This is a genomic window from Paractinoplanes durhamensis, assembly GCF_016862175.1.
Lineage (GTDB): Bacteria > Actinomycetota > Actinomycetes > Mycobacteriales > Micromonosporaceae > Actinoplanes > Actinoplanes durhamensis.
In genome coordinates this window covers 1-14,138 of sequence record NZ_BOML01000053.1, presented here as the reverse complement: position 1 = coordinate 14,138, position 14,138 = coordinate 1, and the positions used below count along the sequence as shown (strand labels likewise).

Annotated in this window: 18 protein-coding genes; 7 read left to right on the top strand and 11 right to left on the bottom strand. The window is 67.9% G+C overall.

Translation table 11 applies throughout. The features are described 5' to 3' along the window. Window position 1 precedes the first annotated feature (1 nt). From Adu01nite_RS32810 to Adu01nite_RS32770, 9 genes are all read right to left on the bottom strand, one after another. Complete coding sequence (locus Adu01nite_RS32810; protein WP_203732761.1) at window positions 2-781, bottom strand: ABC transporter permease; 780 nt, start codon at window positions 779-781, stop codon at window positions 2-4. Further along, window positions 778-1,584 carry an ABC transporter permease gene (locus tag Adu01nite_RS32805; protein ID WP_203732759.1) on the bottom strand — a complete coding sequence of 269 codons (807 nt, stop codon included), beginning with the start codon at window positions 1,582-1,584 and terminating at the stop codon, window positions 778-780. Before Adu01nite_RS32805 ends, Adu01nite_RS32810 begins: the two co-directional genes overlap by 4 nt. After that, window positions 1,581-2,546 (bottom strand): ABC transporter substrate-binding protein, encoded by a 966-nt coding sequence (locus tag Adu01nite_RS32800; RefSeq protein WP_239132867.1) that lies wholly within the window; start codon window positions 2,544-2,546, stop codon window positions 1,581-1,583. The genes Adu01nite_RS32805 and Adu01nite_RS32800 overlap by 4 nt, the downstream gene beginning before the upstream one ends. Before the next feature lie 288 nt (window positions 2,547-2,834). Then, complete coding sequence (locus tag Adu01nite_RS32795) at window positions 2,835-3,587, bottom strand: NAD(P)-dependent oxidoreductase (RefSeq protein ID WP_203732757.1); 753 nt, start codon at window positions 3,585-3,587, stop codon at window positions 2,835-2,837. Further along, the gene (locus Adu01nite_RS32790) at window positions 3,584-4,234 is read right to left on the bottom strand and encodes a GntR family transcriptional regulator (RefSeq protein ID WP_203732755.1); all 651 of its coding nucleotides are present in this window, start codon (window positions 4,232-4,234) and stop codon (window positions 3,584-3,586) included. Before Adu01nite_RS32790 ends, Adu01nite_RS32795 begins: the two co-directional genes overlap by 4 nt. 7 nt (window positions 4,235-4,241) lie before the next feature. Further along, complete coding sequence (locus Adu01nite_RS32785) at window positions 4,242-5,228, bottom strand: amidohydrolase family protein (protein WP_203732753.1); 987 nt, start codon at window positions 5,226-5,228, stop codon at window positions 4,242-4,244. Next, a complete protein-coding gene (locus tag Adu01nite_RS32780) occupies window positions 5,225-6,178 on the bottom strand; it encodes a VOC family protein (RefSeq protein ID WP_239132866.1) in 954 nt (317 codons plus the stop codon). The genes Adu01nite_RS32785 and Adu01nite_RS32780 overlap by 4 nt, the downstream gene beginning before the upstream one ends. Before the next feature lie 11 nt (window positions 6,179-6,189). After that, on the bottom strand, window positions 6,190-7,254 hold the full coding sequence (locus Adu01nite_RS32775; RefSeq protein ID WP_239132865.1) for a 4-oxalomesaconate tautomerase: 1,065 nt from the start codon (window positions 7,252-7,254) through the stop codon (window positions 6,190-6,192). Next, entirely contained in the window at window positions 7,247-7,948 is a 702-nt protein-coding gene (locus tag Adu01nite_RS32770; RefSeq protein WP_203732751.1) for a 4-carboxy-4-hydroxy-2-oxoadipate aldolase/oxaloacetate decarboxylase, read from the bottom strand. The genes Adu01nite_RS32775 and Adu01nite_RS32770 overlap by 8 nt, the downstream gene beginning before the upstream one ends. A 212-nt stretch (window positions 7,949-8,160) precedes the next feature. Between Adu01nite_RS32770 and Adu01nite_RS32765 the strand changes: the two genes are divergently transcribed. The 3 genes from Adu01nite_RS32765 to Adu01nite_RS32755 all read left to right on the top strand — a co-directional run bounded on the left by Adu01nite_RS32765 (window position 8,161) and on the right by Adu01nite_RS32755 (window position 11,018). Continuing rightward, on the top strand, window positions 8,161-9,819 hold the full coding sequence (locus Adu01nite_RS32765) for a tannase/feruloyl esterase family alpha/beta hydrolase (protein ID WP_203732749.1): 1,659 nt from the start codon (window positions 8,161-8,163) through the stop codon (window positions 9,817-9,819). A 111-nt stretch (window positions 9,820-9,930) separates the two neighbouring features. Then, the gene (locus Adu01nite_RS32760) at window positions 9,931-10,803 is read left to right on the top strand and encodes a LamG domain-containing protein (RefSeq protein ID WP_239132864.1); all 873 of its coding nucleotides are present in this window, start codon (window positions 9,931-9,933) and stop codon (window positions 10,801-10,803) included. Between the two features lie 23 nt (window positions 10,804-10,826). Continuing rightward, a complete protein-coding gene (locus tag Adu01nite_RS32755) occupies window positions 10,827-11,018 on the top strand; it encodes a hypothetical protein (protein WP_203732747.1) in 192 nt (63 codons plus the stop codon). A gap of 47 nt (window positions 11,019-11,065) precedes the next feature. Here Adu01nite_RS32755 and Adu01nite_RS32750 read toward each other — a convergent pair whose 3' ends face one another. Next, complete coding sequence (locus tag Adu01nite_RS32750) at window positions 11,066-11,473, bottom strand: VOC family protein (RefSeq protein WP_203732745.1); 408 nt, start codon at window positions 11,471-11,473, stop codon at window positions 11,066-11,068. 10 nt (window positions 11,474-11,483) lie between these two features. After that, window positions 11,484-11,921: a helix-turn-helix transcriptional regulator gene (locus Adu01nite_RS32745; protein ID WP_203732743.1), complete on the bottom strand. Its 438-nt coding sequence runs from the start codon at window positions 11,919-11,921 to the stop codon at window positions 11,484-11,486. 87 nt (window positions 11,922-12,008) lie between these two features. Here Adu01nite_RS32745 and Adu01nite_RS32740 point away from each other — a divergent pair, with 87 nt between their 5' ends. The 4 genes from Adu01nite_RS32740 (at window position 12,009) to Adu01nite_RS32725 (ending at window position 14,080) form a co-directional block, all read left to right on the top strand. Next, on the top strand, window positions 12,009-12,755 hold the full coding sequence (locus Adu01nite_RS32740; protein ID WP_239132863.1) for an alpha/beta fold hydrolase: 747 nt from the start codon (window positions 12,009-12,011) through the stop codon (window positions 12,753-12,755). A 46-nt stretch (window positions 12,756-12,801) separates the two neighbouring features. Continuing rightward, the gene (locus Adu01nite_RS32735) at window positions 12,802-13,383 is read left to right on the top strand and encodes a hypothetical protein (protein WP_203732742.1); all 582 of its coding nucleotides are present in this window, start codon (window positions 12,802-12,804) and stop codon (window positions 13,381-13,383) included. A 113-nt stretch (window positions 13,384-13,496) separates the two neighbouring features. Then, window positions 13,497-13,700, top strand: a complete 204-nt coding sequence (locus tag Adu01nite_RS32730) for a ribbon-helix-helix domain-containing protein (RefSeq protein WP_203732740.1) — start codon at window positions 13,497-13,499, stop codon at window positions 13,698-13,700. Next, window positions 13,697-14,080, top strand: a complete 384-nt coding sequence (locus Adu01nite_RS32725) for a type II toxin-antitoxin system death-on-curing family toxin (RefSeq protein WP_203732738.1) — start codon at window positions 13,697-13,699, stop codon at window positions 14,078-14,080. Before Adu01nite_RS32730 ends, Adu01nite_RS32725 begins: the two co-directional genes overlap by 4 nt. Window positions 14,081-14,138: the final 58 nt, after the last annotated feature.

Genomic DNA, 14,138 nt, shown 5'->3' with positions numbered 1-14,138 from the left:
CTTAGTGACCGCTGCGCTCGGCGGCGCGTGCGCCGTGGTACCAACTCAGGACTCGTCGCTCGACGAGGGTGAAGGCCAGGGACAGCAGGACGCCGAGCAGGCCCAGGACGAACACGCCGCTCCACATCTCGGGGATCTGGAAGCCGCGCTGGAACTCGACGACGGTGTAGCCGAGGCCGTTGGTGGCCCCGAGCAACTCGCCGATCACCATCATGATGATGCTGATCGAGAGCGCCTGGCGAGCGCCGACCACGATCTGCGGACTTGCCGCCCGCAGGATGAACGTGCGCAGCCGGAGCCAGCCGCCGATGCGGTAGCTGCGGCAGGTGTCGGCGAGGACCTCGTCGACGCCGCGCACCCCCTCCACCGTGTTCAGCAGGACCGGCCAGATGCCGCCGATCACGATGACCAGCACCTTGGTCGGGTTGCCGATGCCGGCGATGAGAATCAGGATCGGCACCAGGACCGGTGGCGGGATCGCCCGGAGGAACTCGAGGAGCGGCTCGACCAGGGCGCGCAGCCGGCGGTTCGCGCCGATCAGCACGCCGAGGGCGATGCCCAGGGCAACGGCCAGGCCGTACCCGATGAAGAGCCGGATCAGGCTGGGGAACACGTCGCTCTTGAAGCGCGCGCCGGTCCAGGTGTCCGGGAAGACCTTGACGATGGTCTCCAGCGGCGGCTGGTAGAAGCTCTTGCTGCCGGCGCTCGCGAACCACCAGGTGACCAGCAGGACGACGGGCAGGCCGAGCAGCAGGCCGGCACGGCCGAGAACGCGGGTCATAGTGGTAGCTCCCTTCGCACCGAGGGGTGCCACGCGAGCACCATGCGCTCGGCTCGGCGGGTGGCCAGGTTGGCGACCAGGCCGATCAGACCGGAGACGACGATCAGGGCATACATCGACGGCACCGCGATGCTGCTCTGCGCCACCGCGATCTGCTCGCCGATCCCCTTGGTGCCGCCGATCAGGAGCTCACCGGTGATGGTGAGGACCAGGGCGACCGAGGCGGCGAGGCGGATGCCGGTCATCGCATAGGGCAGGGTGGTCGGCCAGACCAGGTAGCGCGCCTGGCGCCAGCGGTTGAGCCGGTAGGAGGCCGCGGTCTCCCGGGCCACCGGGTCGACGTCGGTGACGCCGTGCAGAACCTGGATCAGCACCTGCCAGAAGGACGCGTAGACGACCAGCAGCAGGATCGATCGGATCGGGGCACTGAACAGCACGACCGCGAGCGGGAGCAGTGCCACCGACGGGATCGGGCGGAGGAACTCGATGGTGGACGCGGTGGCGAGCCGCAGCACCGGCACCGATCCGATGAGGATGCCGAGCACGATGCCGGCCAGGACCGCGATCGCGAGACCGATCAGCCAGGTCGAGACCGTACCGACCACTGCCTGCCAGAAGTCGCCGCGGCCGAACTCGTCGATCAGCGCGGCAATGATCTTGCTGGTGGGCGGAAAGTACTCCGATGGGAGAACGCCCACCCGCGGGAGGACCTCCAGCAGTGCGCCGAAGGCGAGGATCCCGGCGAGCCCGAGCAGGGCCGGATTGTCTCCGGCCCTGCGCAGAGTGTTTGGTGACGTCGTCACTGGACCAGCTTTGCCGTATCGGCCGGGGCCGTGAGCAGGCCTTCCTGGACCAGGATGGTGCTCAGCGTGTCGAGCGACGCCTTGTCGATCTCGCTGGCGTACCCCGGGAGGGTCATCGCCGCGGCGGCCTCCGCCTTGATCGTCGTGTAGGTCGTGACGATCTGCCGCACCTCGTCGGGGTGGGCGGCGGCGTAGGTCAGCGACTCCTTCATCGCGGCGGTGAACCGCTTGGCCAGGTCGGCCTTCTCGCCCAGCAGCTGGGTCGAGGTGAAGTACGCCGAGACCTGCAGGTTCGGGCTGACGCCGGCGAACGAGCCGATCGTCTTCCAGCCCTTGGCCTTGGCCGCGGCCAGGAACGGCTCGACCACGAAGATCGCCTGCACCCGGTTGGCGTCGAGAGCCGCCGCCATGTCAGGGAAGGGGATCTCCACGAACTTGACCTTCGACGGGTCGCCGCCGTCCTTGCGGACGAGGTCCTTCACCGAGGTGTCCACGATGTTCTTCAGGGTGTTGCTGGCGACCGTCTTGCCCTCGAGGTCCTTCGGGCGGGTGATCGCCGGGTCCTTTACGACCAGGCCGCTGAAGTCCTTGGCCGGGTCGGCGGTGGCGTTGTTGCCGTTGGCGACGGCCTTGATCGGCACGTTCTTGGACTGGCCGAGCATCAGCGACACCACGTTGCTGAAGCCGAACTGGTATTGCCCGCTGACCACGGCGGGCACGATCGCGGCGCCACCCTGAGCCTGCTCCAGGGAGAGGTCGATGTTCTGCTTCGTGAAGAAGCCCTTGGCTTTACCGAGGTAGATCGGTGCCACGTCAACGATCGGGATGACTCCGACCTTGACCTTGTCCGGACCGCTTGCCGCGGTGCCGTTGTCGGAAGAATCGTCGGAGCCGCCGCAGCCGGCCGCGCTCGCGACCAGGGCAGTGACGGCAAACAACGCGATGAGTCGTGTTCTCAGCATGGTTCTCAGCAACCTCTACGTCATTGGAACCGGACCGGATGTTTCCGTTGGTCGGAATTGACTGGTACTGCACGCGAGGGCGAAGGATCTACAGTTACGTAGACCAATGTCCCGTCCCGAAGGCGCAGTGTGTCCCGAGCCACTTGCAGGAACGCTAGAGCCTCGGTTACAGGATTGTCAACGATTTTGCCTGGCGTTGACCGAGCTGATGCTAAGCGCCAGATGGCAGGCGGCAGCGACCCATAAAATGATTGTTAACAATCATGACAACACTGCTTCGAGGCAGGTCTACGCGAGGTCGGTGAGCCAGTCTCGGCTGGCCCTCGTGACCCGGGGCGGGACGCCGAGATCGTCGAGGAGGCGCTCGGCCGCCGCCATCTCGTGGATCCGCCGCACGGCATGCGTCTTCGAGCCGGTGAGCAGACGTTCCAGCGTCGCCGCATCCGCCTTGACCAGCTCTTCGGTGATGTTTCCGCGGAGCCAGTCGGCCAGGCCGGCGGCCTCGGCCGCGGCGGTCGCCTCCAGCACGGCGGCCGCGAGTCCCTTGTAGAACACACTGCGCAGCAGCTTGTGGGTGGCGGCCGAGCCGACCGGCCCGTCCAGCACGGTCACCGTCGCACCGAACGGCGAGATCGCTTCGGCGTACGCCGTGGCGGCCGGGCCGCTCGCGGTCATCGGGACACGCAGGCCGTGACCCGGCACCGGCGACATCATCGCCACGTCGACGAGCCGGACCCGGCCCGCCGCGGCCTGCTCGAGCGCCTGCTTCTCGCCGGGCGACGCGGTGTTCAGATCGGCCCAGAGGATCCCGGGCGCACAGCCGGGCAGGCCCTCGGCCAGCGCATCCGGGGCATCGGCCGCACTGTTGAGGCTGAGCACCAGGTCGGCACCGGTGCAGGCCTCGGCCGCACTCCCGGTGTCGTGCACTCCCGCCGGCGGGCCGACCCGGGGGTCGTAGCCGTGCACGTCCGCACCGGCCGCCGCCAGATCGGCGGAGATCAGGCCGCCGGCCTCGCCGAGGCCGAGCACCGCGATCCTCATCGCACCTCTCCCGCGTCCATGTCCCGGAGCGCCTCGATCACGCTGGCGATGTGGGCGCGCATCGCGTCCTCGGCCGCCTTCGGATCGCGCTCCCGGATGGCCTCGATGATCCGCTCGTGCTGGGGTAGCGAGATCGCCGGGCGCCCGGGGTGCAGCGACAGCATGAACTGGTGCCGGACCAGCTGGCCGCGCAGCGTCTCGATGATCCCGTCGGCGGTGCTGTGCCCGGCGACGTCCCGGATCAGGCTGTGCAGCCGCTGGTTCAGGTCGCTGTAGCGGCGGAACTCGCCGGCACTGACCGCGCGGCGCATCAGCAGCCCGATCTCGTCGAGCTCGCTGGCCTGCGCGTCGGTCACCTTGGCCGCGGCCCGCGCCGCGACCAGGCCCTCGAGCACCATGCGGACCTCGGTGATCTCGACGGCCTCGTCGATCGACACCTTCCGGACGTGGGCGCCCTTGTTGCGCTCGACCTTCACCAGGCCGTCGGCGGCGAGCTCCTGGATGGCCGCCCGCACGTTGAAGCGGCTCACCCCGAGCCGCTCGCACAGCTGGGCCTCGACCAGGCGCTCGCCCGGCAGGTATTCACCGCGCAGGATCGCGGTGCGCAACCCCTCGCGGGCTTTGTCGAGCGCGGCGTCGGCAGACATGTCTCCCCTAATTTCCCAGGCGCGGGTAGACCCGGCGGGCGTTTCCCTCGAAGACCCGGGCGCGATCGGGATCCGTCAGGCCCAACGCCTCGACATAGCGGCGGGTGTCGTCGAAGTAGTGGCCGGTGGTCGGGTCGATGCCGCGCACCGCGCCGACCATCTCCGAGCCGAACATCAGGTTGTCCAGGTCGATCACCTCGAACAGCAGGTTGATCCCGGGCTGGTGGTAGACGCAGGTGTCGAAGAAGACGTTGCGCATGACGCTTTCGGCCAGGGGTGGCCGGTCCAGCATGTCGGCCAGCCCGCGGAAGCGACCCCAGTGATAGGGCACCGCGCCGCCGCCGTGCGGGATGATCATCCGCAGGTCGGGGAAGTCCTTGAACAGGTCGGACTGCATGAACTGCATGAACGCGGTGGTGTCGGCGTTCAGGTAGGCCGAGCCGGTGGCGTGGAAGTTCGGGTTGGTCACCGCCGACACGTGCACCATGGCCGGCACGTCCAGCTCGACCATCGCCTCGTAGAACGGGTACCAGCTGCGGTCGGTCAGTGGCGCCGACGTCCAGTGCCCGCCGCTCGGGTCCGGGTTGAGGTTGCAGCCGACGAAGCCGAGCTCCTCGACGCAGCGGCGCAGCTCGCCGATCGAGTTGGCGATCGGCACCCCGGGCGACTGCGGCAGCTGGCACACCCCGGCGAAGTTGTCCGGGTAGAGCCGGGTGACCCGATGGATCAGGTCGTTGCAGGCCTCGGCCCACTGCCGGCTGATCTCCTCGGTGCCCTCGTGGTGGGCCATCGCCGAGGCGCGCGGCGAGAAGATCGTCAGGTCGACGCCGCGCTCGCGCATCAGGCGAAGCTGGCTGCCCTCGATCGACTCGCGGATCTCGTCGTCCGAAATATTCGGATAAGCCGGGGTGGACTCGCTGGACAGCTGCGCCTTGCGCCAGTCCGTGTGCGCCTGCGGCACGGTCGTGTAGTGCCCGTGGCAGTCGATGATCACAGGTGCGCCCCTTCGACGGGTGGAGTGCCATGGGTGTGGAACGAGTCGATGGTTTTGAGGCCCCACGCCTGACCGCGAGCCCGCTCGGCCTCGGTCCAGTTGACCGGCTGCCAGTCGGGGGCGATCACCAGGCGGGCACCGGCGTTGCACAACTCGATGCGGTTGCCGCCGGGCTCGTAGACGTACAGGAAGAAGGTTTGTTGAATGGCGTGTTTGTGCGGGCCGGTCTCGATGAAGACGCCCTGTTCGAGGGCGATGTCGGCGGCCTTGAGGATGTCCTCGCGGGTGTCCGTGGCGAACGCGATGTGATGGAGCCGGCCGTTGGTGCCGGTGCGGTCGCGGGTGTAGACGGCGTCGTAACCCTTGTTGGTGAAGGTGGTCCAGCTGCCCGCGATGCTGCCGTCGTCGAGCACGATCTGCTCGGTGACCAGCGCGCCGAGGGTGTCGCGCAGGTAGTCGCGGTTGGCCTCGACGTCGACACCCAGGTAGTTGATGTGGTCGAGCCGGCGCACGCTGACGCCCCGCGCCGGATAGGCCTGGGCCTGGTTCTTCAGGGCCGGCTTCAACTCGGCGGACGGCTTGAACCACGCGCTCTCGTAGTAGAGGCCGAACTCGTGACCGTCCGGGTCGGTGAAGACGTAGGTCGGGCCGTAGCCGGGATCGCCGTCCTGCCAGCCGATCCCCCGGCCGGTCGCCTCGATCTCCTTGACCCGCTTGTCCAGCGCGTCCGGGCCGGCCGCACGCAGGTAGGTGCGGCCCACGCCCGAGGTCGCGTGGGCGGTCAGCTTGATCGTGATGTTCTCGTAGTCGTCCCACGCGCGCAGAAAGACCGAGTCGCCGTCCTCGCCGTTCGGGGTCAGGCCGAGATAGTTCGTGAAGAACGCGACGCTCTCGTCGAGGACGGGCGTGCGGATCTCGATGTGCGCGAGGTGCGCGATCTCATGCAGCACGATTTCTCCATTCAGGCGCGGGGGAACGCGGTGCCGTCGAAGAGCTTGCGAGCGGTGCGCACCACGCCGGAGCGGACCACCGCGCCGTCGCTGACCATGACATCCACCAGCAGGTGACCGGTCGGATGCTCGACGTCGATCCGGGAGGCCGGCCAGCCGGCGGTGAGCTCGTGCCCGACCGCGCCGGGCAGCAGCATCCCGGTGACCACGCTGATCGCGGCCAGCACGCCGATCGACGTGTGTGGCTGCACCGGGATGAACGACCGGGTGGACAGCTGACCGCCGTCGCGCGGCGGGGCGAGCAGGACGGTCTTGGGCACCGAGGTGCCGGCCGGGTCGCCGAGCCCCATCAACCGGCCGGCCTTGCGGCGGAACGCGTCGACCCGATCCAGCAGCGCCTGATCCTTCTGCAATGCCGAGTGCGACTCGTAGCCGGTCAGGCCGAACGACTCGGCCGTCGCGAGGACCACCGGCATGCCGTTGTCGACGCAGGTCACGTCGATGCCGTCGATCGAGTCGCGGACCTGGCCGGTCGGCAGCAGGCGGCCGGTGGCCGACCCTTCGGTCTCGGTGAAGCCGAGAACGACCGGGGATGCGGTGCCGGGCACGCCGGAGATGGCGACATCGCCGCGGTACTCCACGCGGCCGCCGGGGGTGGCGAAGGTGGCGACGGCGACACTGTCCGAATTGACCATTCGGATGCGTACGCTCGTCTCCTCCCCGCCGGGCGGCACCAGGCCGCGCTCCACCGCGAACGGACCGACCCCGGCCAGGATGTTTCCGCAGTTCTGCCGGTCGCTGACCGTTGCCTCGTCCACGCCGAGCTGCAGGAAGAGGTAATCGATGTCGGCTTTTTCCGCAGCCGAGCGGGAGATCACCGCGACTTTGCTGGTCAGCGACGTCGAACCGCCCAAACCGTCGATCTGCCGCGGGTCGGGTGTGCCCATCAGACGCAGCAGCAGGTCGTCGCGCTCGGCCGGGTCGGCGGGCAGATCGGCGGCTTCGAAGTAGAGACCGCGGGAGGTGCCGCCGCGCAGCATCATGCATCGAACGCCGATGCTGTCGTAATCAGTCACCTTTGACGTACTCCTCGTAGGAGACGTACTCGATGCCCAGCTCGGGCAGGCGCTTACGCAGGCCGTAGCGGTCGAGACCGAGCTCGCCGGCGGCGAACGCGGCGCGGGTGGCGGCCTCCTTGTCGAGGCGGGCCTTCGCCGTGGTCAGCGCGCGCGGCACGTCACCGCGGGGCACGAGGGTGACGCCGTCGTCGTCGCCGAGGATCACGTCGCCGGGGTGAATGGTCTGGCCGCCCAGCGCGATCGGCACGTTCACCGCGCCGGCGGTCGCCTTGACCGAACCCTGCGCGCTGATCGCCCGGGACCAGACCGGGAACTGCATTTCCCGAAGATCAGCCACATCGCGTACGCCACTGGCCAGCACCGCGCCCCGGACGCCGCGTTGCCGCAGCGCGCCGGCGAAGAGCTCGCCGAAGAGGCCGTCGGTGGACGGCGAGTTGGTCGCCACCACCAGCACGTCGCCGGGCCGGCACTGCTCGACCGCCACGTGGATCATCAGGTTGTCGCCGGGCCAGCAGACCACGGTCACCGCGGTGCCGCCCATCTTGGCGCCGGGCCACGCCGGGCGGAACTCGGGGCCGAGATAGCCGACCCGGCCGAGGGCCTCGTGCACCGTGGCCACGCCGTGTTCGCCCAGGGTGGCGGCGGCCTCGATGTCCGCTCGCGGTGGATCGGTGACTACGACGGTCCTCATGTCGGCCTCCCCTTGGCTTCAGCCCGCGGTCCTCAGCCTATGGCGGTGCAGCAGATTGTCAACAATCGAGGCGACAGGATTCTGGAGTCGTTCCATTTGGCCGGGGCGTTGACTTGCTGATTGTTGACAATCTTGGCGGCCATCTTGTTTCCAAGATGTGTCGCAACCTAGGGTGGCGCCATCCACCTCGGCCGATGGCAGGGAGTAGCCACATGCTGAGAGTTCTCGCCGTGGCGGCGGTCGCCGCCCTCACGCTCCAACCCGTCCCCGCATCCGCGTCGCCCTCGCGAGTCATCACCCCGGTCATGGACTGCGCCGACGTCACCTCGATCCACCTCGACGGTGTCGTCCTCAAGTCGGCCACCGTCAGCAGCGCGGGCGCACCGGCCCCGTACTGCGCGGTGGTCGGCACCATCGCCCCCAACGACACCATCGTCATGCGGCTGCCGATCAACGGCTGGACCCAGCGCTACCTGCAGACCGGCTGCGGTGGGCTCTGCGGCAGCTCCACCATCAACTACACCCAGGCCGCGACCTGCCGGCCGATCGTCGACGGCACCATCGCGAGCGCCACCACCGACATGGGCCACCAGGGGCTGAACGACGGCTCGTGGGCCGCCGGGAACCCGCAGGCCCAGATCGACTTCGCCTACCGCGGCGTGCACGTCACCGCGGTCACCGCGAAAGAGATCATCAAGCGCTTCTACGGGAAGTCGCCGAAGTACAGCTACTTCGACGGCTGCTCGGACGGCGGGCGCGAGGCGGTGATGGAGGCGCAGCGCTACCCGGACGACTTCGACGGGATCGCGGCCGGGGCGCCGGCCAGCAATATCGTCGTGCAGAACACCTTCCACCACGCCTGGAACGTGCTGGCCAACAAGGACGCGCAGGGCCACTACATCCTGCTCGCCGACAGGCTGCCGTTGATCCACAACGCCGTGCTCGCCGCCTGTGATCGGTGGGACGGGGTGGTCGACGGCGTCCTCGACGACCCGCGTAATTGCCACTTCGACCCGTACACCCTGGTGTGTTCTGATCTTTCGAAGTGTTTGACCACGGCGCAGGCCGCGGTGGTGCGCAAGCTGCACGACGGGGCCACCGACGTCGACGGGAACCGGCTCGAGCAGCCGATCTCGCACGAGTGGGGGTCCGAGTTGGACTGGACGCTCTTCGTGCCGGCGGCGCAGGGGCAGGTGACGTTCAGCGAGAACATCGCGCTGTCGTTCCTGCGCTACCTGGCGTATTTCAACGTCGCGGCTCCGTCGTATCAATTGACCGACCTGACGTTCACGGTCTCGTCGTTCTGGAAGACCGTGCAGACGTCGTCCTACCTGTCGGCCACCGATCCGGATCTCAGTCGGTTCCGGCGCTCGGGCGGCAAGTTGATCCTCTGGCACGGGTGGTCCGACCAGCACATCTCGCCGCAGGCCACGCTCAATTACTACGCGGCGATGCGGGACACCATGGGGTCGGTCGACTCGTTCGCCCGGCTCTATCTCTTCCCCGGCATGGCGCACTGCGGTGGCGGGCTCGGGCCCAGCACGTTCGACGTGCTCACGCCGGTGATGAACTGGGTCGAGCACGGTGTCGCCCCGTTCAAGATCGTGGCGTCCAAGGTGGATGCCGGAGTGGTTACCCGAACCCGGCCGGTCTATCCGTACCCGGTGGTGGCTCGCTACGACGGGTCGGGGAGCACGGACGACGCGGCGAACTTCGGGCCGTACACGCCGCGGACCTCGTCGCCGGTCGGCTACCGGTGGGTCGGGGCGCCGCTCTACACGCACGGCTATCAGGCGACCTGCAAGGTCGTGAACGGGAAGCTGGTGTGCACGCCGGATCGGTTGATCTTCGACCCACGGCGACGCAGCTGATCTCGGGTCCCCGGCGGGTCCAGATCCGCCGAGGACCACCCGTCCGGGTGTTTTGTGCCTCCCTGGGGGTGCGGATTCGGCGTCTGCGTCGACAATCCGGACAATAAACGCATGTCTCGCATCAGGTGGTGGCTGGCTCTGCCGGGCGTGCTGCTCATGGTCGTCGGTCTGGTTCTCGCCCATCGCGACGCGACGGCCGCCCGGTCGGCCGCTCTCCGCGTCCCGCCGCCGGCCGCCGGAGTGCTCCCGTCGGTCACCGAGCTCCCTGACCTCGCCGATCCTTCGGATCTCGCGGATCAGGCCACCTCGCGCCGGGTCGGCGTGGCCGACGGGCCGGTCAGCCTCCGCTACACCTTCGACGGCGGCATCCACCAGCCGATCACCGACGTGAGCGGTGAGCACGAGTTGCGCCCGCTCGGCCAGAACGGGGGAGCGCTCCGACTCGTACCCCAAGGGGTGGGGTTGGCGGTCGCCTACCCGGACCGATGCACCCTGGAACGAGAAAGCGATTGCCCCAGGGCAATCCTCGAGGGACTTCGGGACGACAGCCTCAATCCGGGTACGCGGCCAATGGAGTACGGCGCCTCGGTGCTGATGACCCGCGGTGACGTGGCCGACGGGGCGAACGTGCTGCAGAAGGGGTACTCGGTCGGCGGGGTCAGCCAGTACAAACTGCAGGTGGACCACCGGCTGGGCCACCCGAGCTGCGTGCTGGTCGGCCGGCTGGGCGGCATCTACCGGGCCGAGCCGTGGCTGAGCGTGGCCGACGGCCGCTGGCACGACCTGAAATGCGTGCGGGTCGGCGACCGCCTGACGCTGCACGTGGACGGCGCGGAGCGGGCGTGGGTGCGGGTTCCGCCGAGGCTGTCGATCGCGAACGCGGAGCCCCTGCGGGTCGGCGGAAAGGGCCCGGCGCGGGGAAACGACCAGTTTGCCGGCGAGATCGACAACGTCTTCATCAGCATCGGCGGCGTCGACGGGTAGGTTTAGTCTGTTGCGATGCCAGCGTGCTGTACCCGAGCACGTTGCGGGACCTGCTTATCCGGATCGCCCAATCAGGCTGGGGCCTCGGCACCTACAACGCCGGCGTCATCGCCATCATGGATGACCAGCGTTTCGCCACCAGGCTCACCTGCACCGACCACCAGTGGTCCACCGGCTTCGGTGGCGGCGTCTTCTGGCCGGGCTGGCTGCGCTGACCTTAAGCGCCTCCCCTGTGCCCGGAGGGCTCTGCCCTCCGGGCACGTCAGATCTGGCTGATCCGGACCATGTTGCCGGCGGGGTCGCGGAAGGCGCAGTCGCGTACGCCGTACGGCTGGTCCATCGGCTCCTGCACCACCTCGGCGCCGCTCTCCTGGATCCGGTCGAACGTGCCGGACAGGTCTTCGGTCGCCAGCACGATCCCGGCGTAGCTGCCCTTGGCCATCATCTCGGCGATCGTGCGGCGCTCCTCGTCGGTGATGCCCGGGTCGGCGGCCGGCGGGTTCAGCACGATCGAGGTCTGCGGCTGGTCCTTCGGGCCGATCGTGATCCAGCGCATGTCGCCGTAGCCGACATCGTTGCGGACCTCGAAGCCGAGCGCGTCCCGATAGAAGACGAGGGACTTCTCCGGGTCATCGGTGGGCAGGAACGTCTGGTGGATGAAGAGGCTCATGCCGGTCACGTTAGGTGGCGCGGTCACGGGCCGCTTCTCGAATCCTGATCGGCCTGGTGATCTGCTTGGCGATGCAGGCCGGGATGCCCGCGGTGTCCTCGGCGGCCCGCCGCCGGTAGACGCTGGGCGACATGCCGACGAGCTCGGAAAATCGCGTACTGAACGTGCCGAGCGAAGAACAACCGACCGTGAAGCAGACGTCGGTGACCGAAAGGTCACCCCGCCGGAGCAGGGCCATCGCCCGCTCGATCCGGCGGGTCATGAGATAGCTGTACGGCGACTCACCGTAAGCGGCCCGGAACTCCCGGCTGAGATGACCGGCCGACATGTGAACGCCACGGGCGAGCGCCTCGACATCGAGCGGCTGCGCGTACTCCCGGTCGATCCGGTCCCGCACCCGGCGCAACAGCCTCAGGTCCCGAAGCCGCGCCTCGTCTCTCCCAGTCACACCAGACAGGGTGCCCTCTCGGCGACCCGGTTGCCTAGCTTTATCGCCCCTGGCCTAGATCGCAGGGTTACGGTTAGCATCGCATTCGTGACGATCAGTATGCGGCCCGGCGCTCCGCCCTTGATCGTGTTCATCGCCGCGCTGGGCGACGGCGGCGACGTGTGGAAGCCCGTGATCAGCCAGCTGCCCGGCGCCGCCGTGTTCACGTACGACCGCCCGGGTTGCGGCGACGCTCCCGCAAGACCGGCCCCCAACCCGCCGTTGCCGTTCAGCGCATTCGCCGACGAACTGGCCACCCTGCTGGACGAGCGCGGCGTGGCGGAGCCGTTCGTGCTGGTAGGCCATTCGATCGGCGGCTCGATAGCCCGAGCTTTCGCCGACCGCCACCCACACCGGGTGGCCGGCCTGGTCTTCGTGGACGCGTCCCTGTCCCAGAGCCTGACCTGGCCCCAGACGGACTTCTTCGTAGACGGCGACGGCCCCGGCGCAACAACGGTAGACGTGATAACCGGCCACGTGGAGCTACTGCAAACAACCCCACTGAACGTCCCCGCAGTGGTCCTGACCCGCCGCCGCCACTGGTGGATCCCCAACTTCGAGGCCATCCCACACCCCGCCTTGGACGACCTGTGGCACGTAAGCCAGCAGATCCTGGCCAGGGACTGGCACGCACCGCTGATAGTGGCCGAGAATTCCGGCCACTACGTCCCCTTGGACGCCCCCGACCTGGTGGCACAGGCAATAGACGGAGTGGCCAGGGCAATCCGAAACAGCACCCCTGTAACCCTGGACGCACGACAAATAGCAAAGGCGAGCGGCACAATCCGCCCATAGTGGACAATCTTCAGGTGAGTCCACAAAGCACTTACCATGTGACGCCGTGACAACAGCGGACGACGCCGACACCGGCCGTAGGGCAGCGCAGCGCCTGGCCGAGCTGGGAACGATCGAGATCCACTCGGGCCTGACCGAGGTGGAGTTGACTCAAGTCGAGCACCGCTTCGGTTTCGAGTTCACCGCCGGCCACCGCGCCTTCCTGGCCGCCGGCCTCCCGCTCCGAACGACAACCAACAGCGATCCGGACGACGGCGCCTGGTCCTGGCCAAATTGGCGAGACCTCGACAGCGAGTCGCTACACGCCCAGGTGAATTGGCCAAGGACCTGCATCCTCGAGTACGTGGCCAACGGCAACTGGCCATCAGGCTGGGGAAAGCACCCTTACACCCAGGAGTCGTCAATGGCCAAGGCTCACCGAAAGCTGGCCACCGTCCCACCGCTGATCCCGCTGTACTCCCACCGCTATGTACCAGCAGGCCGCGAGACCCCGGCCGCTCCGATCCTGTCGATCCACCACTTGACCGACATGGTCATCTACGGCCAGGACTTGAACGACTACATCCGCCACGAGTTCCAAAAACCACCCACTCCACCACAATTCTGGCGAAACTACGTGGAGAGTTGATAAAAGATCACTTACGGTGGGCCCGCAGGGCGGCGACTTGGCCTTGCAAACATAGGCGCCGGCCGCGGGCCGATGGTGGTATCACTCTGGTATCAGAGTGTTATGGTTGGCTCATGGCGATGACACTGCGGCTACCCGATGACCTTGACGCCGACCTCAAGAAGCAGGCGGAGTATGAGGGCGTGTCTCAGCAGGCCCTCATCGTGAAGGCTACGCGTGAGTATGTGGAGCGGTACTCGAAGCAGCGGGCCGTCACCGAGGCCGTGGACCGGATCAAGACGCAGTACGCCGAGGCTCTGCGGAGATTGGGCGAATGATCTACCTCGATGAGGCTGATCTGTACGCCATCGCGGAGCAGGTCCTGGGCGCCCCGCCAACTGTGCGCGACTGGGGTCTGCTCTCCGCGTCCGCTGCTCGTCCTCGGACGTTGGCGTTCGGGTTCGAGCCTTACCCCACGGTCGCCGAGAAGGCGGCATCGCTGTTGGTCTCGCTCGCGCTCAACCATGCTCTACTCGACGGCAACAAGCGCCTGGCCCTCACGGCCGGCCTGACATTCTGCGCCATCAATCTAGGTCACGTGCCGCAGATGACAAACGATGCCGCATACGACATGGTCATCGCCGTTTGCGAACACCGTATAGACGTCCCCGAGGTGGCCGACTTGCTACGCAAGGCCGGAGCCACCGACCCCGAGTAACACCCCACAGCCAGCCCACCCCCAACGAGCCGCCAAATGCGGTTTGCATGGCCCCCGT

Bases quoted from the DNA above. Each gene is read 5' to 3' on its own strand.
- Adu01nite_RS32810 (WP_203732761.1), bottom strand. From the start codon at position 781: ATGACCCGCGTTCTCGGCCGTGCCGGCCTGCTGCTCGGCCTGCCCGTC.
- Adu01nite_RS32800 (WP_239132867.1), bottom strand. From the start codon at position 2,546: ATGCTGAGAACACGACTCATCGCGTTGTTTGCCGTCACTGCCCTGGTC.
- Adu01nite_RS32795 (WP_203732757.1), bottom strand. From the start codon at position 3,587: ATGAGGATCGCGGTGCTCGGCCTCGGCGAGGCCGGCGGCCTGATCTCC.
- Adu01nite_RS32790 (WP_203732755.1), bottom strand. From the start codon at position 4,234: ATGTCTGCCGACGCCGCGCTCGACAAAGCCCGCGAGGGGTTGCGCACC.
- Adu01nite_RS32770 (WP_203732751.1), bottom strand. From the start codon at position 7,948: ATGAGGACCGTCGTAGTCACCGATCCACCGCGAGCGGACATCGAGGCC.
- Adu01nite_RS32765 (WP_203732749.1), top strand. From the start codon at position 8,161: ATGCTGAGAGTTCTCGCCGTGGCGGCGGTCGCCGCCCTCACGCTCCAA.
- Adu01nite_RS32760 (WP_239132864.1), top strand. From the start codon at position 9,931: ATGTCTCGCATCAGGTGGTGGCTGGCTCTGCCGGGCGTGCTGCTCATG.
- Adu01nite_RS32750 (WP_203732745.1), bottom strand. From the start codon at position 11,473: ATGAGCCTCTTCATCCACCAGACGTTCCTGCCCACCGATGACCCGGAG.
- Adu01nite_RS32730 (WP_203732740.1), top strand. From the start codon at position 13,497: ATGGCGATGACACTGCGGCTACCCGATGACCTTGACGCCGACCTCAAG.
- Adu01nite_RS32725 (WP_203732738.1), top strand. From the start codon at position 13,697: ATGATCTACCTCGATGAGGCTGATCTGTACGCCATCGCGGAGCAGGTC.